This is a genomic window from Pantoea sp. App145 (assembly GCF_047947045.1).
Taxonomy (GTDB): domain Bacteria; phylum Pseudomonadota; class Gammaproteobacteria; order Enterobacterales; family Enterobacteriaceae; genus Pantoea.
This window is the reverse complement of the sequence record NZ_CP133290.1, coordinates 3,780,210-3,800,357: the sequence shown is the minus strand read 5'-3', so window position 1 is coordinate 3,800,357 and position 20,148 is coordinate 3,780,210. Positions and strand designations below refer to the sequence as shown.

Genomic DNA, 20,148 nt, shown 5'->3' with positions numbered 1-20,148 from the left:
TAAATAAACCTTCGACATAATAAATAACCAAAACGACTAAGTGGTTTTTCGGGTAATGCTAACCAGCAAAAGTGGTAAATAAAGCAATGTATATTCAATAAGTTAATTTTCAGCCTGATTGGGTTAAGTGCGTAAAATGCCCTGTTCATCGGTAACGGATGCTAAAAATCTGCATTTCAGGTAGACTTCAGCGGTTTTTATGTTGAGGCCATTATGTCTACCACGTTGTTTAAAGAGTTCCAGTTTGAAGCGGCGCACCGCTTACCTCACGTGCCTGAAGGGCACAAATGCGGTCGTCTGCACGGCCACTCCTTTCTGGTGCGGCTGGAAATTACCGGTGAAGTGGATGCTTATACCGGTTGGGTTATGGATTTTGCAGAACTGAAAGCGGCATTTGCGCCGATTTACGATCGTCTCGATCATCATTATCTGAATGACATCCCGGGACTCTCTAATCCCACCAGCGAAGTGCTGGCAAAATGGATTTGGGACGAGATGAAGCCGATCCTGCCAGAACTCAGTGCGGTGATGATCAAAGAAACCTGCACCGCAGGCTGCGTCTACCGCGGATAGTTGTTGTGTTCCCGGGCTGCTCCCGTGCAGCCTGAGTTTCCTGCCCTACGCTTCTTTACACTCAGGTCATCTGGTTGTCATCAACTCCCCCTACGTTGTTGTCTCCTTCATTAAAGATCAAGAGAATCAACAATGAACCTGGTGAAACGCCTTTCCCTGATTGCTGTTTTTATTTCCGCCTCTGCCGCCGTTCAGGCGCAAAACGTGCTTGATTTCCCGCAGCCGAAAAACGTGCCGGATGAGTTTTATGCCGTCACGGAAATCCCGGCGGGTGGCAATATCAAGTATGAAACCGACGCGAAAACCGGCTTTATCGTCGCCGACCGTTTTCAGTCGATGCCGGTGGCTTACCCGGCCAACTACGGTTCGCTGACTCAATCGCTGGGTGGCGATGGTGATCCGCTGGATGTCATTTTCTATAGCCGTGCCCCGCTACAACCGGGTACGTTGATTAAGCTGCGCCCGATTGGCGTGCTGAAGATGATCGATGGTGGCGAAGTGGACGATAAGATCGTCGCGGTGCCCGCCAGCAAAATCGATCCCACCTATGACGATATCAAGACGATGAACGATCTGCCGAAGATCGAGCAAGAACGTTTGCAGGCGTTTTTCCGTGTCTACAAACAACTGCCGGATGGTCGTAAGAAAGTGGAGTTGAATGGTTTCCAGGATGCGGCGGCAGCGAAAGCAGAAATTAAGCAGGCTTTTGACGCGTATCAGGCGAAGCAGTAACGACGAGGGCGGCGGCTGCCGCCCTGATTTATCAGGCGATATTGAGATATTTGTGCGTCTGCATCGACAAGCGCCAGTTACGGGCAATACAGGTTTCGATGCACAGTTTGGTCGCCGCATCACCACGGCTGATCGGCTGTAGCGCAATGATGCGCTTTTTCTCGTCGTGCAAGCCTGCCAGCAGCGCATCCAGCGCTTCAACATCACGTTCGCGCGCTACTGGATGTTTGATCTCATCCGCCCGCACTAACGCCTGCGACAGCACATCGTAACCACCGCGCATATTCACTTTCGGTGAAACCGTCACCCAGGTGGTGTCAGTGCAGCGAATTTCATGGGTGCCGCTGGTTTCAATCTGGCACTGAAAACCCGCCGCTTCCAGTGCGCTGGTCAGAGGGCGTAAATCGTAAATGGCCGGTTCACCACCGGTGATCACTACATGGCGCGCGGTCCAGCCCTGACGCTGAATGCTCTCAATCAGCATCGCAGCATCGGCGTTGCCCCAGGCATCGCTTTCAACAGTTTTGACCAGAATGTCACCGAGCGAGGTCTCCCGATCTGCCAGCTTTTCCCAGGTATGTTTGGTATCACACCAGCTACAACCCACCGGACATCCCTGCAAGCGGATGAACAGTGCCGGAACGCCCGTGTAAAAACCTTCGCCCTGCAGCGTCTGGAACATTTCGTTAATCGGGTAGAACATTTTTTACTCACTTCATCATTTCAAGGCGCAGATTATGGCAGATCTGTCACCGGTAACAACAGCGGCTTTACGCCAAAAATGCAAAAGCCCCGCACAAGGCGGGGCTTCACATCAGGCGATACCGCCTTACGGCAGCATCAGCAGGCGATTAAGCCTGGCCTTTCACTTCTTTCAGACCGTTGAAAGGTGCTTTCGCGCCCAGTGCTTCTTCGATACGAATCAGCTGGTTGTACTTAGCAACGCGGTCAGAACGGCTCATAGAACCGGTTTTGATCTGGCCAGCCGCAGTACCTACCGCCAGGTCAGCGATGGTCGCATCTTCGGTTTCACCTGAACGGTGTGAGATCACCGCGGTGTAGCCAGCGTCTTTCGCCATCTTGATAGCAGCCAGTGTTTCGGTCAGTGAACCGATCTGGTTGAATTTGATCAGGATGGAGTTAGCGATACCTTTATCGATACCTTCTTTCAGGATCTTGGTGTTGGTTACGAACAGATCGTCACCTACCAGCTGGATTTTGTCGCCCAGCACTTTGGTCTGGTAAGCGAAGCCCGCCCAGTCAGACTCGTCCAGACCGTCTTCGATAGACACGATAGGGTACTGTTTGGTCAGATCTTCCAGGAAGTGAGTGAATTCTTCAGAAGTGAACGCTTTACCGCCTTCACCCGCCAGCACGTATTTGCCGTCTTTGTAGAATTCAGACGCTGCGCAGTCCATCGCCAGGGTGATGTCTTTGCCCAGTTCGTAGCCTGCTGCTTTTACCGCTTCAGCGATAACGGCCAGTGCTTCGGCGTTAGAACCCAGGTTCGGCGCGTAGCCACCTTCGTCACCCACTGCAGTGTTCATGCCTTTGCTTTTCAGCACTTTTGCCAGGTGATGGAAAACTTCAGAACCCATACGGATGGCTTCTTTAACAGTTTTCGCGCCAACCGGCTGAATCATGAATTCCTGGATGTCGACGTTGTTGTCAGCGTGCTCACCACCATTGATGATGTTCATCATCGGCAGCGGCATAGAATATTTGCCCGGGGTGCCGTTCAGTTCAGCGATATGCTCATACAGCGGCTGACCTTTAGAAGCAGCAGCAGCTTTAGCCGCAGCCAGAGAAACGGCCAGAATGGCGTTTGCACCGAAGTTGGATTTGTTCTCAGTACCGTCCAGCTCGATCATGATCTTATCGATGTTCGCCTGGTCTTTGGCATCTTTGCCTTTTACCGCGTCAGCGATCGGACCGTTAACCGCCGCAACCGCTTTGGTTACGCCTTTGCCCAGGAAACGAGATTTGTCACCGTCACGCAGCTCCAGAGCTTCGCGAGAACCGGTTGATGCACCTGACGGCGCAGCAGCCAGACCAACGAAACCACCTTCCAGATGCACTTCTGCTTCTACAGTCGGGTTGCCACGGGAGTCGATAATTTCGCGACCGATGACTTTTACGATTTTGGACATTCGATTTTCCTCAGTACAAGTTAGTCAATCCTAAGACAAACAACGCGCGAAACTTCGCGCGCTGCTCGTGAAACTTACTTCGCTAACCGCTTCTGGTACTCCTGCGCCGCTTTAACAAAGCCAGCGAACAACGGATGACCATCGCGCGGGGTCGACGTGAATTCCGGGTGGAACTGACAGGCCACAAACCACGGATGGTTTGGAATCTCAATGATTTCGACCAGTTGATCGTCACCGGAACGGCCTGCAATGCGCAGACCCGCCGCTTCAATCTGCTTCAACAGCATATTGTTTACTTCATAACGGTGGCGGTGACGTTCAGTGATCACGTCTGAGCCGTACATCTGGCGTACTTTGCTTTCCGGCGTAAGCTGACACTGCTGGCTACCCAGACGCATGGTGCCGCCCAGATCGCTCTGCTCGCTACGCACTTCGACGTTGCCTTCTTCGTCACGCCATTCGGTGATCAGCGCAACCACCGGGTACTTACAGTCTGGCACAAATTCAGTTGAGTTGGCGCCAGCCATTCCCGCCACGTTGCGGGCAAATTCCATCAGTGCAACCTGCATTCCCAGGCAGATGCCGAGGTAAGGCACGTTGTTTTCACGCGCGTATTGCGCGGTCATCAGTTTGCCTTCCACGCCACGGTAGCCAAAGCCACCCGGAATCAGAATAGCATCCAGATCTTTCAGTAATTCGACACCACGGGTTTCAACATCCTGCGAATCGATCAGCTTGATGTTAACGGTGACACGATTTTTCAGACCACCGTGTTTCAGGGCTTCAATCACGGATTTGTACGCATCCGGCAGCTCGACATATTTGCCGACCATACCGATGGTCACTTCACCGCCCGGATTCGCTTCTTCATAAATCACCTGCTCCCACTCGGCCAGGTTGGCTTCCGGAGCATTCAGGTTGAAGCGTTTACAGATGTAGTCATCCAGACCCTGCGATTTCAGCAGGCCCGGAATTTTGTAGATGGAATCAACATCTTTCAGGGAAATAACCGCTTTTTCCGGAACGTTACAGAACAGCGCAATTTTGGCGCGTTCGTTGGCCGGTACAGCGCGGTCAGAACGGCAGATCAGCACATCTGGCTGAATCCCGATGGACAGCAGTTCTTTAACCGAGTGTTGTGTCGGCTTGGTTTTCACTTCGCCTGCGGCAGCCATATACGGCACCAGCGTCAGGTGCATATACATGGTGTGTTCACGGCCTACATCGACCGCCATCTGGCGAATTGCTTCGAGGAACGGCAGGGACTCGATATCCCCCACGGTGCCGCCGATTTCCACCAGAACCACATCGTGACCTTCGCCACCTTCAATGATGCGTTCTTTGATGGCGTTGGTGATGTGCGGGATAACCTGAATGGTCGCACCCAGATAGTCGCCACGACGCTCTTTGCGCAGCACTTCTGAGTAGATACGGCCGGTAGTAAAGTTGTTGCGGCGCGTCATTTTGGTACGGATGAAGCGCTCGTAGTGACCTAAATCCAGATCGGTTTCGGCCCCGTCGTCGGTGACGAAAACTTCACCGTGCTGAGTAGGGCTCATGGTACCCGGATCAACGTTGATGTACGGATCGAGTTTCATGATGGTCACATTCAGACCACGTGCTTCAAGGATGGCTGCGAGGGAGGCTGCGGCAATGCCTTTCCCCAGAGAGGAAACGACCCCGCCGGTCACAAAAATATAGTTCGTTGTCATGCTGAACCTGAGAGTTTAGGTTTAAAGACGATGGAATAACCAGGACGGGAAAACAGTATACCTGAAGTCGTCACCTGCCACAATTGATCAATCACCACCCTCTCCTCCTGCGCAGTGCAGCGAATAACATAGCGGATAGCCAGGGGGAAAATGTTGACACACGTCACAAAGTTGCCGCTCAGCTGAATCGAGTAAGCTTAAGCGGCGATTTTATGCGCAGCGCTGGAATAATCAACAAATCGCCTGCGATACGTTACTGCTTGTTCTCACTGACTTTAACCTGCTGCCAGGCCTCTTCCATCTGCTCAAGGGTGGCATCGCTCATCACCAGCCCCTGCGCGGCAATCAGCCCTTCCACCTGGCGAAAACGACGTTCAAATTTGTCATTGGCCTTTTGCAACGCGACCTCGGCTTTGCTGCCGAGATGACGTGAAAGATTAACCGTGGCGAACAGTAAATCGCCGATTTCCTCTTCCAGCTTGTCGTTATCGATCACCGCCTGCTGCGCTTCGTGCATCACCTCATCAATTTCTTCATGCACTTTATCCAGCACCGGACCGAGGCTATTCCAGTCGAAACCGACATTGCTGCAACGTTTCTGGATTTTGTGCGCGCGCATTAACGCGGGCAGCGCTTTGGGGATGTCATCCAGTGCCGAATGCTGCGCTTTTTCCGCCCGCTCGTGTTGTTTGATGGCTTCCCAGTTTTTAATCACCTGCTGTGCATCATCGACCTGCGTATCGCCGAAGATATGCGGGTGACGGCGTTCAAGTTTGTCGCTGATGGCGTTGCAGATGTCATCGAAGTTGAAACGCTGCTGCTCATTGGCCATCTGCGCGTAAAACACCACCTGGAACAGCAGATCACCCAGTTCCCCGCGCAGATCATCAAAATCTTCGCGCTGGATGGCATCAATCACTTCATATGTCTCTTCCAGCGTATAAGGGGCGATGGAGGCGAAAGTTTGCTGCCGATCCCACGGGCAACCGCGCTGCGGATCGCGCAGGGTTTGCATGATGGTGAGCAGACGTTGGATAGATGTCATTGGCAGGTCCTTTGGGGAATAACGATTTGTAGCGGCGCGATAAATCGCACCGCTACGGTTGGTGCATGGTGTTTAATGCAAACGGCGCGCGTCGATAATATCGGGCACCTGATTCAGTCTGGCAAGCACGCGGCCCAGCACCTGCTGGTTGTAAATCTCGATATCCATATCGATGGTGGCCAGCTGTTTACGGGTATCGCTGCGGCTGGAGACGCCGAGGACGTTGACCTTCTCATTCGCCAGGATGGTGGTGATATCGCGCAGCAGGCCGCTACGGTCGTTAGCCGTCACACGTACCACCAGCGAATAACCGCTGGAGTAGCTCTCCCCCCACACCGCATCAACAATACGTTCCGGCGCATGGGAAATCAGCTCCGCCAGTTGGTCACAATCGGCGCGGTGAATCGAGATGCCGCGCCCCTGGGTGATAAAGCCGACGATATCGTCACCCGGAATCGGCTGGCAGCAGCGGGCGATGTGGTGCAACAGGTTACCGACCCCTTCCACCACCACACGGCCACTCTCTTTGCGCGCCGACGATGGCGTGTGCGATTTTTGCGTCAGCTGACGCAGCGCTTCGCGATCTTCCTCTTCGGCACTCGGTTTGTTGAGCTTGCCTTGCAGGAAGTTGACCATCTGGTTGAGACGAATATCACCGCCGCCAATCGCCGCCAGCAGTTCATCCAGCGACGTGACGTTATAGCGCGGCAGCAGCAGCTTCTCCGCCTCACGCAGGCTGATATCCAGCTGAGTCAGCTCAGTATCCAGAATCTGGCGACCGGCGATAATATTCTTGTCGCGATCCTGTTTACGGAACCAGTTATGTATCTTCGAACGACCACGGCTGGTGGTGATATAGCCGAGGTTCGGATTCAGCCAGTCACGGCTGGGGTTCGGCTGTTTCTGGGTGATGACCTCAACCTGGTCGCCCATCTGCAACTGATAGGTGAACGGGACGATACGGCCACCAATTTTGGCACCGATGCAGCGGTGACCAATATCGCTGTGGATATGGTAAGCAAAATCGAGCGGCGTTGAACCCGCAGGCAAATCCACCACGTCGCCCTTCGGGGTAAACACGTAAACCCGGTCGTCAAACACCTGGCTACGCACCTCTTCCAGCATTTCGCCAGAATCCGACATCTCTTCCTGCCAGGTGATCAGCTTACGCAGCCAGGCAATACGTTCTTCATGGCCTGCCGCACCACGCGCGTTGCTGCTGGTGGGGCCTTCTTTGTATTTCCAGTGCGCCGCCACGCCCAGCTCAGCATCTTCATGCATCTGGCGGGTACGGATCTGGATTTCAACCGTTTTGCCCTGTGGCCCCAGCACCACGGTATGGATGGACTGATAACCGTTAGGTTTCGGGTTGGCAACGTAGTCGTCGAACTCACTCGGCAGGTGGCGATACAGGGTATGCACCGTACCCAGCGCGCCATAGCAATCCTGCAAGCGTTCCGCCACGATGCGCACTGCACGCACATCGAACAACTCATCGAACGCCAGCGATTTTTTCTGCATCTTGCGCCAGATGCTGTAGATATGTTTCGGGCGACCATACACCTCGGCACGCACACCCTCTTTCTGCATCTCTTTGCGCAGGTTATCGACGAAGTTTTCGATGTATTGTTCGCGATCGATACGCCGCTCATGCAGCAGCTTAGCGATACGTTTGTATTCATCAGGATGGAGATAGCGGAAACAGTAATCCTCCAGTTCCCACTTGAGCTGGCCGATACCGAGACGGTTGGCGAGTGGCGCGTAGATGTTGGTGCTCTCTTTGGCCGCCAGCACGCGTTCGTCTTCAGGGGCATCCTTCATTTCACGCAGATGCGCGATACGTTCTGCCAGTTTGATGACCACGCAGCGGAAATCTTCCACCATCGCCAGCAACATGCGGCGCACGTTATCGACCTGCTCGGAAGCCATCGAATCGTTGTGGATCGCTTTCAGCTGACGAATCGCATCCATATCGCGCACGCCATGCACCAGCGAGACGATACCTTTACCGACGGTCTGCTCCAGCTCCTCTTCGCTGACCACATCCGCATTGGCGAGCGGGAAGATCAGCGCGGCGCGCAGGCTGTCGATATCCATACTGAGCATGGTGAGGATTTCTACCATCTCAATACCGCGCCACAGCAGCAGAGCCTGTTCAGGATGGTCGTGCGTTTCGGCTTCACAGTAACGCCAGGTGTCAGCCAGACGCTGACAGGATTGCGGGTTAGCAATACCTAAACTGGCAATCCACTGGTCGAGGGCAAATTCCCCTGCCGTATTCAAATGCGCACTTCTAACCGCAACCATATCCTCTCCTGCCACAGCGACATGAATGTCGCTTATGTTTTGCTGAACAGCACCATGGATTCGAGATGACCGGTATGAGGGAACATATCCAGCATCGCGACCCTTTCCAAATGGTAGCCTGCTGACAGTAATGTCTGACTGTCGCGGGCAAGTGTCGTTGGGTTACAGGAAACATAGACCACGCGTTCCGGCGCAAGTTTAACAATGTGCGACATCACAGCTGCCGCCCCGGCTCGCGCCGGATCCAGTAACACCTTATTAAATCCCTGCGCAGCCCATGCCTGGCGCGCAACATCTTCCTCCAGGTTGTGCTGGAAAAAGCGGACATTTTTCAGATTATTCAGGTCTGCATTATACGCTGCCTGCCGTACTAATGCTGCAACGCCCTCCACACCCACGGCATTTTCTACGAACTTTCCTACAGGAAGCGTAAAGTTACCCATACCGCAAAACAAATCCAGCACCCGGTCATGCGGCTGTAAATCGAGCCAGTCGATGGCTTTTGCCACCATTTGCTGATTCACCGCATCATTGACCTGAATGAAATCCTGCGGACTGAAGGTCAGCTTCAGGTTGAACGACTGATAATACGGCTCGCTGGCGCTCAGGGCCGTCAGATCATCGCTGCCATCGGCGAGAAACAGCATCAAATCATGTTCATGCGAAAAACGTTCCAGTTTTGCACGATCCGTTGCGGACAATGCATCAAGATGGCGCAGCACCATCATCGGGCCATTATCCGCCAGCACCAGCTCAACATGGCCCAGCCGCTTCACCGCATTTAATGTGCTCAGGCAACAGTGCAACGGCGTCAGCAACGCTTCAAGGTCGGGCGCCAGAATGGGGCACTGGGTTAACTCCACCAGGTCGTTACTGGCGGCTTTACGGAACCCCATCTGCAAGCGTTGTTGCTTCGGCTGCCACTGCAATCCCAGGCGGGCACGGCGGCGATACCCCCAGTCGGGGCCGCTGATGATCTCATCGACCGACACCGGCAAAGGCGCATCGCGGCTCAGCATGCGTGCCAGCGCTTTGGCTTTACTCTGCTGCTGGAGCGCGACGGAGACGTGCTGCTGCTGACACCCGCCACAAACGCCAAAGTGCGGGCAGCGCGGCGTCACGCGTTCTGTACTGGGGTGGCTGATGCGCGTCGCTTTCGCTCTGGCGAACTGACGTTTATCTTCCACTACCGTGACTTCTGCCTGCTCACCCGGCAGTGCGCCGCTGACAAACATCGCTTTACCATTATGGCGCGCCACACCTTGTCCAAAAGGATCAAGGTCTTCAATGGTGACGGTAATGCGTTGCTTTGTCGTCACCCGCTGTTTTGCGGAGTAAAATTGCGCCATAGTGTTGTAAATTCTCTATTCTGATTGGGTTGTGCAGTTTGCACAGGGATAAACTTGCCAGGAGCCGCCAGGCCTTAATTATGACCAAATACAGCCTGCGGGCGCGAATGATGATTTTGATACTGGCACCCACGCTGATGATCGGCCTGTTGCTCAGTACTTTTTTTGTGGTTCATCGTTATAACGAGTTACAGCATCAGGTGCGCGACGCGGGGGCGAATATTATCGAGCCGCTGGCAGTTTCCGCCGAATACGGCATGACCTGGCACAATCGTGATGCGATTCGCGAACTGGTCAGCCTGCTGCATCGGCGACATTCCGATATTGTCCGTGCGATTACGGTTTTCGACAACAACAATCACATCTACGTCACCTCGAATAACAATCAAAACCTCAGCCTGTTGCAGAAGGAGGATATCTCCACGCTGGAAGACGGGGTCTCGGTGGAACGCCGTGGCAATCTGATGGTGCTGCGCACCCCTATCGTCGCGGAACGTTATTCGGTGGATGAATTGCCCGGAGAAGACGCTAAACCTGCCGGGAATCCGCTGGGTTATGTGGCGATTGAGCTGGATCTGCAATCGGTGCGCCTTGAGCAATACAAAGAGGTGTTTGTCGCCACCCTGCTGCTGCTGTTTTGCCTGTGCATCGCGATGCTGTTTGCCTATCGCCTGATGCGCGATGTCACCGGCCCGATTCGTAATATGGTCACCACCGTTGACCGCATCCGTCGTGGCCAGCTCGATAGCCGCGTCGAAGGTTACATGTTGGGTGAACTCAGTATTCTGAAGAATGGTATCAACGCCATGGCCATGTCGCTGACCGCGTACCATGAAGAGATGCAGCAGAATATCGATCAGGCCACCTACGATCTGCGTGAAACGCTGGAACAGCTGGAGATTCAGAACGTAGAACTGGATCTGGCGAAGAAACGCGCCCAGGAGGCGGCACGCATCAAATCCGAGTTCCTCGCCAATATGTCGCACGAGCTGCGCACGCCGTTGAACGGAGTGATTGGCTTTACCCGCCAGATGCTGAAAACCGGTCTGAGCACCAACCAGCGCGATTATATGAGCACCATCGAGCGCTCGGCCGCGAACCTGCTGAGCATCATTAATGACGTGCTCGACTTCTCCAAACTGGAAGCGGGAAAACTGGTGCTGGAATCCATCCCCTTCCCGCTGCGCGCAACGCTGGATGAAACCCTGGTGCTGCTGGCTCCCTCGGCACACGAGAAGGGGCTGGAAATCACCGTCTGCCTGGAAAAACAGGTGCCGGACAACGTGATTGGCGATCCGCTGCGTCTGCAACAGATTCTGATCAACCTGATCGGCAACGCCATCAAGTTTACCGAGCAGGGCCATATTGACCTGCGTGTCGAGCTGCGCAACGCCAATGCCACCCGCGTTGCGCTGGAAATCCAGGTACACGATACCGGCATCGGTATCTCCGGGGAACAGCAGACACAACTGTTCCAGGCGTTCCGTCAGGCCGATGCCAGCATTTCACGCCGCCACGGCGGCACCGGACTGGGACTGGTGATTACCCAGAAACTGGTACACGAGATGGGGGGCGAAATTGCCTTCCACAGCCGTCAGGGGCAGGGGTCCACCTTTTGGGTGCATATTCAGCTCGATCTCAATCCCAACGCCCCTTCCCTGCCGCGCGCGCTGGAGGATTTGCGCCCATCACAGTTAGCCTACGTGGAACCGCATCCGGCGGTGGCGAAAGCGGTGCTGGAGATGCTGAGCGGCACACCGTTGCAGGTCCATCACGTCGAAAGCCTTGAGGCACTGGGGGATGAGCACTTCCCACTGCTGCTGATGGGTCTGCCGGTGTCGGCTAAAACTACGCCCGTCATGCCCGATGAGATGATTAACCATTTGCTAAGCCGCGCTGATTCGGTGCTGCTGGCATTGCCCAGCGAAATGATGCTGCATGCCGACGAGCTGCGTAAGCGTGGTATCGCAGGTTGCCTCACCAAACCGGTGTCACTGACACGGCTGTTGCCAATGCTGCTCGATTTTCATAGTCGCCAGCGCGAAGCGGTACCACACCGCAGCCGCCAGCCGCTGACGGTGATGGCGGTAGATGACAATCCGGCCAATCTGAAGCTGATCGGCGCACTGCTTGAGGAGCAGGTTGAACACATTATTTTGTGCGATAACGCCGAACAGGCCATCCGCCAGGCGCGCACCCACGCGCTGGATGTGATTCTGATGGATATTCAGATGCCGGAGATTGACGGTATCCGCGCCAGTGAAATTATCCGCAGCCTGCCGCTGCACGCATCAACACCGATCGTGGCAGTCACCGCCCATGCGCTGGATGGTGAACGTGAGCAGTTGATCAATGCCGGTATGAACGATTATCTGGCGAAACCGATCGATGAAGACAAGCTTAGCCAGCTGCTGCGGCGTTATACCCCGCAAAGCGTGCCCGTTACCCCGGCTCCTGCGCTGGCCCCGTCGCTGGACTGGGCGCTGGCATTACGCCAGGCGGCAAACAAGGAAGACCTGGCGCGCGATTTGTTGCAGATGCTGCTGGATTTCCTGCCGGACGTGGCTGAGCGCGTGGAAGGTTGCATGGAAAACAATGACGTGACCGGACTGCGGGAAATTATTCACAAGTTACACGGCAGCGCCAGTTACAGCGGCGTACCGCGCCTGAAGGCGCTGTGCCAGCAACTGGAAAAGAGCCTGCATCAGGAGAGTGATATCGCCGCGCTGGAGCCGGAACTGCTGGAACTGAGCGACGAAATGGAGAATGTGGCCCGCGAGGCACGCAAATTATTGCTGGGATAAAACCCGGCACCCGTAGCGGCGCGATTTATCGCGCAATCCTCTGCGCGATGCAGGAAAATTCCGCGCGATAAATCGCGCCGCTACAGGCAGTTACAGACTTTTTCCTGCCTTAAGGGTCGCCGCCACATTACGTGCCGTCATGCGTACGTTTTGTGCGGCGTTTGCCAACGCCTCCTCCAGCGTACAGATACCAAACAGAACGCTAAACACCGCATCCAGCCCGTGTTCATGCACCACACCGACATCGGCCGTCAGGCTGCCCGCAATGCCAATCACCGGCTTATTAAACTGTTTCGCCACCTGCGCGACACCGATGGGCACCTTACCGTTGATGGTCTGGCTGTCGATGCGCCCTTCCCCGGTAATCACCAGGTCGGCATCCTGCACTTGTTCGGCTAAGCCCAGCGCTTCGGTGACGATTTCTATACCGCGCCGTAACTCGGCCTGGCAAAAAGCGTGCAGAGCTGCCCCCATCCCCCCCGCCGCGCCGCCACCCGCGATATGCAGCACATCAATATCCAGATCACGATGGATAATGTCGGCATAGTGCGCCAGCGCCTGATCCAGCTGCTCAACCAGCTCCGGCGTCGCCCCCTTCTGCGGGCCAAAAATCGCCGAGGCACCTTTTTCGCCGGTCAGCGGGTTGGTGACATCGCAGGCCACTTCAAAACGACACTGTCGGATGCGCGCATCTAAACGATCGATTTCAATTCGCGCCAGCTGCGGCAACGCTCCCCCGCCGTAGGCAATTTCGTGGCCCTGATTATCCAGCAGACGAGCGCCTAGCGCCTGCATCATGCCGGATCCACCGTCGTTGGTGGCGCTGCCGCCAATACCAATGATGATGTGACCCACCCCTCTGTCCAGCGCGTTTTTAATCAGTTCTCCAGTACCAAATGAGGTGGTGATCAGCGGGTCGCGGCGTGACGCAGGAACCCGCTCCAGGCCACTGGCGGCAGCCATCTCAATAAACGCGGTACGCGTGTCGCCAGATAAACCGTAGAACGCATCAACAGGCTCTCCCAGCGGTCCGGTGACCGTCAGCCTGACAATGCTTCCCTGCGTTGCCGCCACCATCGCTTCTACCGTGCCTTCCCCACCGTCGGCGACCGGTATTTTTACGTAGTCAGCTTCAGGGAAGATGTCGCGGAATCCCGCTTCAATCGCTGAAGCCACTTCCAGGGCGGATAAACTCTCTTTATATGAATCCGGTGCGATTACGATTTTCATAGGCAATCCGAGCGCGGTTGATGACGGAAATCCGTCCTGCTAAGGCAACCAGGCCGTCCGGTATCAGCAGATACCGGACGTGCGAGTTACCGGGTGATCTCAACTTTCGCTAATTTTTCATAATAGCAGGCCAGCGCGCTGTGGTCGGCCGTACCCAGACCATCGACCTTCAGCGCCTGCATCATCTCCATCACCGCAGCGGTGAGCGGCAGATGTGCACCGATACCATGCGAAGTATCCAGCGCATTGGCCAGATCCTTGATATGCAGATCGATACGGAAGCCGGGTTTGAAGTTACGATCCAGCACCATCGGCGCTTTCGCATCCAGTACCGTGCTGCCTGCCAGCCCGCCACGAATCGCCTGATAAACCAGCTCCGGGTCCACGCCCGCTTTAGTTGCCAGCGACAACGCTTCAGACATCGCGGCAATATTCAGCGCCACAATCACCTGATTCGCCAGCTTGGTCACGTTGCCCGCGCCAATCTCACCGGTGTGCACCACTGAACCCGCCATCGCTTTCATGATGTCGTAGCATTGGTCAAACACCGCTTTATCACCGCCCACCATCACCGACAACGTACCTTCGATGGCTTTCGGCTCGCCACCGCTGACTGGCGCATCCAGCATTTTGATGCCTTTCTCTGCCAGCGCAGCGTGCACTTCACGGCTGGCCAGCGGCGCGATAGAACTCATGTCGATGACGATCAGGCCCGGTTTGGCACCATCGATGATGCCATTTTCGCCCAGGCACACTTCTTTCACCTGCGGCGAGTTCGGCACCATGGTGATCACCACATCAACCTGCTGCGCCACTTCTTTTGCCGTCTTCGCGCTGGTTGCGCCCAGCTCAATCAATTCAGCTTCGCTGGTCGCGTTGTTGTCACGTACCACCAGCGAATAACCCGCTTTCAGCAGGTTTTTACTCATCGGTTTGCCCATGATGCCGAGGCCGATAAATCCAATTTTCATGACGTTTGCCCTTTAGTCAGTTACTTCTTAAATTTGTCGCACAGCGCCTGTGTGGCGTTGCGGAAAACACCCAGATCGCTGCCGACGGCAACAAAGCTGGCTCCCCATTCCAGATAACGACGCGCGTCCGCTTCAACCGGAGCCAGAATGCCGCTCGGCTTACCGGCTGCTTTGGCGCGCTCAAAAATGTATTTGATGACTTTCAGTACTTCCGGGTGGGCAGGCTGGCCGAGATAGCCCAGCGCGGCTGAGAGATCACCCGGGCCGACAAAGATGCCGTCCACGCCCTCAACGGCGGCAATCGCATCAATGTTGTCTACCGCTTGCTGGGATTCGATCTGCACCAGCACCGTGATGTTGTCGTTGATGGTGGCGTTATAGTCCGGCAGCGTGCCGTACATGTTGCTACGATGCGAAACCGAGACACCGCGAATACCGGCAGCCGGATAGCGGGTTGACGCCACGGCACGCGTTGCCTCTTCGGCGGTTTCCACGAACGGGATCAGGAAGTTATAAAAACCAATATCCAGCAGGCGTTTGATGATGATCGGCTCGTTGCACGGCGGACGGACCACTGGCGCGCTGTGGCTGCCCTTCAGCGCCATCAGTTGCGGAATGAAGGTGGTGATGTCGTTCGGGGCGTGTTCGCCATCCAGCACCAGCCAGTCAAATCCTGCCAGGCCCAGCACTTCAGTGGTGATCGGATTGGCCAGCGCACACCAGCTACCAATCAGGGTTTCTCCTGCCAGCAAGCGGCGACGAAAAGCATTCGGCCAGGCTGTATTACTCATTATCTTGACTCCTGTAACGGAAAAATTAGCGCACCAGACATGGACGTTTGTTATCAAAGGTCCAGTTGGGCACAAGGAATTGCATCGCCTGGGCGTCATCACGCGCACCCAGACCGTGTTTCTGATACAGCGCATTAGCCTGCATCACCTGATCCATATCCAGCTCTACGCCGAGACCCGGTTTCTGCGGTACCTGCACCATGCCACCTTTGATCTGCAACGGTTCTTTGGTCAGGCGCTGATTGCCTTCCTGCCAGATCCAGTGGGTATCGATGGCGGTAATCGCGCCCGGCGCAGCGGCGGCCACATGGGTGAACATCGCCAGTGATACGTCAAAATGGTTATTGGAGTGCGAACCCCAGGTCAGGCCAAAGTCATGGCACATCTGCGCCACGCGTACTGAACCCTGCATGGTCCAGAAATGCGGATCGGCCAGCGGGATATCCACTGATTGCAGCGACAGGGTATGTCCCATCTGACGCCAGTCGGTGGCGATCATATTGGTGGCGGTCGGCAAGCCAGTGGCGCGACGGAACTCCGCCATCACCTCACGGCCTGAGTAACCCTGCTCAGCACCACAGGGATCTTCGGCATAAGCCAGTATCCCGTTCAGCTGTTTACCCAGCAGGATGGCTTCGTTCAGCGACCAGGCACCGTTAGGATCGAGCGTAATACGCGCCTGCGGGAAGCGTTTCGCCAGCGCGGTGACCGCCTCGGCCTCTTCACCGCCACGCAGCACGCCACCTTTTAGTTTGAAATCATTGAAGCCGTATTTTTCATAGGCGGCTTCCGCCAGACGTACCACCGTGTCCGGCGTTAACGCCTCTTCATGGCGCAGGCGATACCAGTCGCATTTATCGTTTTCCTGGCTCTGATACGGCAGCGAGGTTTTCCGGCGGTCACCGACGTAGAACAGATAGCCGAGCATTTCTACGCGGTCACGCTGCTGACCTTCTCCCAGCAGCGACGCCACATTAACGCCGAGGTGCTGGCCCAGCAGATCAAGCAGCGCCGCTTCGATGCCGGTCACCACATGGATAGTGGTGCGCAGGTCAAAAGTCTGAGAGCCACGCCCGCTGGAATCGCGGTCGGCAAAGGTGCTGCGCACCAGATTGAGAATGTTTTTGTATTCACCAATGTTTTTCTGCACCACCAGCGCCGCTGCATCTTCCAGCGTCTGACGAATTTTTTCGCCGCCCGGAATCTCCCCAACCCCGGTATGACCCGCATTGTCTTTGATGATGACGATGTTACGGGTGAAGAACGGCGCATGCGCACCGCTCAGGTTGAGCAGCATGCTGTCGTAACCGGCCACCGGGATGACCTGCATGGATGTGATTTTCGGTGTCTGACTCATTTCCTGCTCCTTATGCTTTGCTGCGACCGAAGGCCGGACGCTTACGGTCGAACGACCAACCGGGAACCAGATATTGCATTGCCGTGGCGTCATTACGCGCGCCTGCCGGCAGAGATTTGTACAACGCGTTAGCCTGTTGCAGACGATCCCAGTCCAGCTCAATGCCGAGACCAGGCTTATCCGGTACAGCGATTTTGCCGTTGCGGATTTGCAGCGGTTCTTTGGTCAGGCGCTGGTCGCCCTCCTGCCAGATCCAGTGGGTATCGATGGCAGTCGGTTTACCCGGTGCCGCTGCGCCCACATGGGTGAACATCGCCAGTGAAATGTCGAAATGGTTATTGGAGTGGCAGCCCCAGGTCAGGCCCCAGTCGTCACATAATTGCGCGACGCGCACAGCCCCGCTCAGCGTCCAGAAATGCGGATCGGCCAGCGGGATATCGACGGAATTGAGCATCACCGCGTGGTTCATCTCGCGCCAGTTGGTGGCGATCATATTGGTGGCGACCGGCAAACCGGTGGCACGGCGGAACTCCGCCATCACTTCACGACCGGAATAGCCCTGCTCGGCACCGCACGGGTCTTCCGCATAAGTCAGCACATCTCCCATGCCTTTACACAGGCCAATCGCCTCGTCGAGCAGCCAGGCCCCGTTGGGATCGACCGTGATGCGCGCATCCGGGAAGCGTTTTTTCAATGCCGCCGCTGAAGCAATTTCCTGTTCGCCCGGCAGCACGCCACCCTTCAGTTTGAAATCTTTAAAGCCGTATTTATCCTGCGCCGCTTCAGCCAGACGCACCACCGCTTCGGGGGTCAGCGCCTCCTGATGCCGCAGGTGATACCAGTCATGGCTGGCCCCTGCGCCGCTCAGGTAAGGCAAATCGGTTTTACGCCGATCGCCGATATAGAACAGGTATCCCAGCACCGTTACTTCATCACGCTGCTGGCCGGGACCGAGCAGTTCCGCCACCGGGACGCCGAGGCATTGCCCCAGCAAATCAAGCAACGCAGCTTCCAGCGCGGCCACCGCATTGACACGCAGTTCGAAGGTCCACGCGCCTTTGCCAAAGGTATCAAAATCAGCGGTCTGATTACCTTTATGCACCTGCTGCACCAGCCGGTTCATACGTGCCACCTGCTGGCCTTTCACCTGCGGAATGGCCTCAACCAGCGTCTGATAAATGGTTTCGCCGCCTGGCGCTTCACCGACGCCGGTATGCCCGGCGCTGTCCGTCAGCACCACGATGTTGCGGGTGAAACAGGCGCTGTGCGCGCCCCCGATGTTGAGCAACATGCTGTCGTAACCGGCAACCGGGATCACCTGCATATCAGTAATCACCGGCGTACTTTGCGTATTCATGCTCTGTCCTTATGCCCGATGTTTCAATTCGATACGTTTGATATCCCCGGCAATCACCAGGAAACTGAACGCGGCGACGAAGGCGTGGATACCGACATAAATCAGCGCCCATTCGAACGAACCGCTGGTGGCAATGATGTAGCCAATGGCAATCGGCGTCACAATCCCGGAGAAGTTACCGAACATGTTGAACAGACCGCCGCTCAGGCCACTGATTTCTTTCGGTGCGGTATCCGCCATCACCGCCCAGCCCAGTGCACCGATGCCTTTACCAAAGAAGGCCAGCGCCATCACAAATACCACCACCCATTCGGTATTGACGTAGTTACACATCACCATGCTGATCGACATCAGCATGCCAACCACAATCGGAGTCTTACGGGCAATATTCAGGGAGCCGGTTTTGCGCATCAGGTAATCCGAGATCACCCCACCGAGTACGCCGCCGAGGAAACCGCATATCGCCGGAATCGACGCGACAATCCCCGCCTTGAGAATTGACATCCCGCGCGCCTGCACCAGATAAACCGGGAACCAGGTAATAAAGAAGTAGGTCAGCGCGTTGACGCAGTACTGGCCGAGGTAGATACCCAGCATCATCCGGGAGGTCAGCAGTTGTTTGATTTGATAGAACTTCTCGCTCCAGCTGACCTTATGTTCGGACTTTTTCGCGTCCATATTGATCAGTGCGCCGCCCTGCTCCATATATTCCAGCTCGGCTTTATTCACGCCTGGATGATCGTTTGGATCGTGAATCACCTTCAGCCAGATAAAGCTAAGGATGATGCCCAGCCCACCCATGAACCAGAACACATGCGCCCAGCCCACTTCGGAGGTCAGCCAGCCCATAATTGGCGCGAAAATCACCGTGGCAAAGTATTGGGCGGAGTTAAAGATAGCCACTGCGGTGCCGCGCTCCTGCGCCGGAAACCACGCAGCCACAATGCGGCTGTTGCCGGGGAAGGAAGGCGCTTCCGCCAGACCCACCAGGAAACGCAGCATAAACAGCGAAGCGATAATGCCAAAGCCGCTGAACAGATCAACGAAGCCTTGCAGGAAGGTAAACAGCGACCAGGTAAAGATGCTCCAGAAGTAAACGCGTTTCGAACCAAAGCGGTCGAGCAACCAGCCGCCAGGGATTTGGCCGATAACATAAGCCCATGAGAACGCGGAGAAGATATACCCCAGACCCACCGAGTCGAGGCCAATATCTTTGGACATAGCAGAACCGGCAATCGAGATGGTTGCACGGTCGCCGTAGTTGAATGAGGTGACGATAAATAACATCACCACAATCCAGTAACGGGCATTGGTGCGCTTTTGCACCGCTTCCGCTGTCTGGCTAAAACTATTCATGATGCACTCCTGAAATATAGCAGACGCTACATTCACTCTGACTGCATACACATCGCGTTGGGTATCAGAATGATGTTGGGTTAAACACGGCGATTTTTTTATGGGCAATACGATGATGCGTCGTGACTCATAACCTAACGTTGGATAACGAGAGTCAGTATAGGAACAGCGGGAAAGCGAAACACTGGATGAAAGCCTGATGATTTAACGACATGTGGACGTATTTTATGGCGTTTGCACATAACGCTGCGGCGTGGCTCACGGAACTGTCAAATTCCACCCCATAGCGGTTAATTAATGCACAGCTTAGTCATGCTTTGTGAGTCCCTTCACTTGTGTTTGGTTAAACGACCCAAATTGAAGCAATAAAATCACTGAAAGCCAGTCAGTTGCACAATGTATCGCGCAATACCC

General features: G+C 55.4%; 15 protein-coding genes. 3 read left to right on the top strand and 12 right to left on the bottom strand.

What is annotated here, in order from left to right:
* Positions 1 to 213: 213 nt before the first annotated feature.
* Together queD and RCF31_RS17505 are read left to right on the top strand one after the other, a co-directional pair.
* Positions 214 to 573, top strand: a complete 360-nt coding sequence (gene queD / locus RCF31_RS17510) for a 6-carboxytetrahydropterin synthase QueD (protein WP_084876474.1) — start codon at positions 214 to 216, stop codon at positions 571 to 573.
* 132 nt (positions 574 to 705) lie between these two features.
* Positions 706 to 1,305, top strand: a complete 600-nt coding sequence (locus RCF31_RS17505) for an inorganic diphosphatase (RefSeq protein ID WP_084876475.1) — start codon at positions 706 to 708, stop codon at positions 1,303 to 1,305.
* Between the two features lie 31 nt (positions 1,306 to 1,336).
* On the opposite strand, the gene queE is transcribed toward RCF31_RS17505, so the two are convergent.
* The 6 genes from queE to rlmD form a co-directional block, all read right to left on the bottom strand.
* Positions 1,337 to 2,008: a 7-carboxy-7-deazaguanine synthase QueE gene (gene queE / locus RCF31_RS17500; protein ID WP_416411823.1), complete on the bottom strand. Its 672-nt coding sequence runs from the start codon at positions 2,006 to 2,008 to the stop codon at positions 1,337 to 1,339.
* Between the two features lie 148 nt (positions 2,009 to 2,156).
* Positions 2,157 to 3,455, bottom strand: coding sequence for a phosphopyruvate hydratase (gene eno / locus RCF31_RS17495; protein ID WP_208716268.1), 1,299 nt, complete (start codon positions 3,453 to 3,455; stop codon positions 2,157 to 2,159).
* 74 nt (positions 3,456 to 3,529) lie between these two features.
* Complete coding sequence (gene pyrG, locus RCF31_RS17490) at positions 3,530 to 5,167, bottom strand: glutamine hydrolyzing CTP synthase (RefSeq protein ID WP_208716269.1); 1,638 nt, start codon at positions 5,165 to 5,167, stop codon at positions 3,530 to 3,532.
* A gap of 253 nt (positions 5,168 to 5,420) precedes the next feature.
* Positions 5,421 to 6,212 carry a nucleoside triphosphate pyrophosphohydrolase gene (gene mazG, locus RCF31_RS17485; RefSeq protein ID WP_299460305.1) on the bottom strand — a complete coding sequence of 264 codons (792 nt, stop codon included), beginning with the start codon at positions 6,210 to 6,212 and terminating at the stop codon, positions 5,421 to 5,423.
* Between the two features lie 72 nt (positions 6,213 to 6,284).
* Positions 6,285 to 8,519 (bottom strand): GTP diphosphokinase, encoded by a 2,235-nt coding sequence (gene relA, locus RCF31_RS17480; RefSeq protein WP_299460302.1) that lies wholly within the window; start codon positions 8,517 to 8,519, stop codon positions 6,285 to 6,287.
* A 32-nt stretch (positions 8,520 to 8,551) separates the two neighbouring features.
* Positions 8,552 to 9,868 carry a 23S rRNA (uracil(1939)-C(5))-methyltransferase RlmD gene (gene rlmD / locus RCF31_RS17475; RefSeq protein ID WP_299460299.1) on the bottom strand — a complete coding sequence of 439 codons (1,317 nt, stop codon included), beginning with the start codon at positions 9,866 to 9,868 and terminating at the stop codon, positions 8,552 to 8,554.
* Between the two features lie 80 nt (positions 9,869 to 9,948).
* On the opposite strand from rlmD, the gene barA reads away from it, so the two are divergent.
* The gene (gene barA, locus RCF31_RS17470; protein ID WP_416411822.1) at positions 9,949 to 12,672 is read left to right on the top strand and encodes a two-component sensor histidine kinase BarA; all 2,724 of its coding nucleotides are present in this window, start codon (positions 9,949 to 9,951) and stop codon (positions 12,670 to 12,672) included.
* Between the two features lie 90 nt (positions 12,673 to 12,762).
* Here the strand turns inward: barA and RCF31_RS17465 are convergent, their stop codons facing one another.
* The 6 genes from RCF31_RS17465 to RCF31_RS17440 form a co-directional block, all read right to left on the bottom strand.
* Positions 12,763 to 13,902 carry a glycerate kinase gene (locus RCF31_RS17465; protein ID WP_416411821.1) on the bottom strand — a complete coding sequence of 380 codons (1,140 nt, stop codon included), beginning with the start codon at positions 13,900 to 13,902 and terminating at the stop codon, positions 12,763 to 12,765.
* An 86-nt stretch (positions 13,903 to 13,988) separates the two neighbouring features.
* Complete coding sequence (garR, locus tag RCF31_RS17460; protein ID WP_084876482.1) at positions 13,989 to 14,873, bottom strand: 2-hydroxy-3-oxopropionate reductase; 885 nt, start codon at positions 14,871 to 14,873, stop codon at positions 13,989 to 13,991.
* 20 nt (positions 14,874 to 14,893) lie between these two features.
* Positions 14,894 to 15,664 (bottom strand): 2-dehydro-3-deoxyglucarate aldolase, encoded by a 771-nt coding sequence (garL, locus tag RCF31_RS17455; RefSeq protein ID WP_299460287.1) that lies wholly within the window; start codon positions 15,662 to 15,664, stop codon positions 14,894 to 14,896.
* Between the two features lie 25 nt (positions 15,665 to 15,689).
* Complete coding sequence (gene gudD / locus RCF31_RS17450) at positions 15,690 to 17,021, bottom strand: glucarate dehydratase (RefSeq protein ID WP_416411820.1); 1,332 nt, start codon at positions 17,019 to 17,021, stop codon at positions 15,690 to 15,692.
* A gap of 10 nt (positions 17,022 to 17,031) precedes the next feature.
* A complete protein-coding gene (locus RCF31_RS17445; RefSeq protein WP_416411819.1) occupies positions 17,032 to 18,378 on the bottom strand; it encodes an enolase C-terminal domain-like protein in 1,347 nt (448 codons plus the stop codon).
* A gap of 9 nt (positions 18,379 to 18,387) precedes the next feature.
* Positions 18,388 to 19,734, bottom strand: a complete 1,347-nt coding sequence (locus RCF31_RS17440; RefSeq protein ID WP_299460278.1) for an MFS transporter — start codon at positions 19,732 to 19,734, stop codon at positions 18,388 to 18,390.
* Between the last annotated feature and the right edge of the window lie 414 nt (positions 19,735 to 20,148).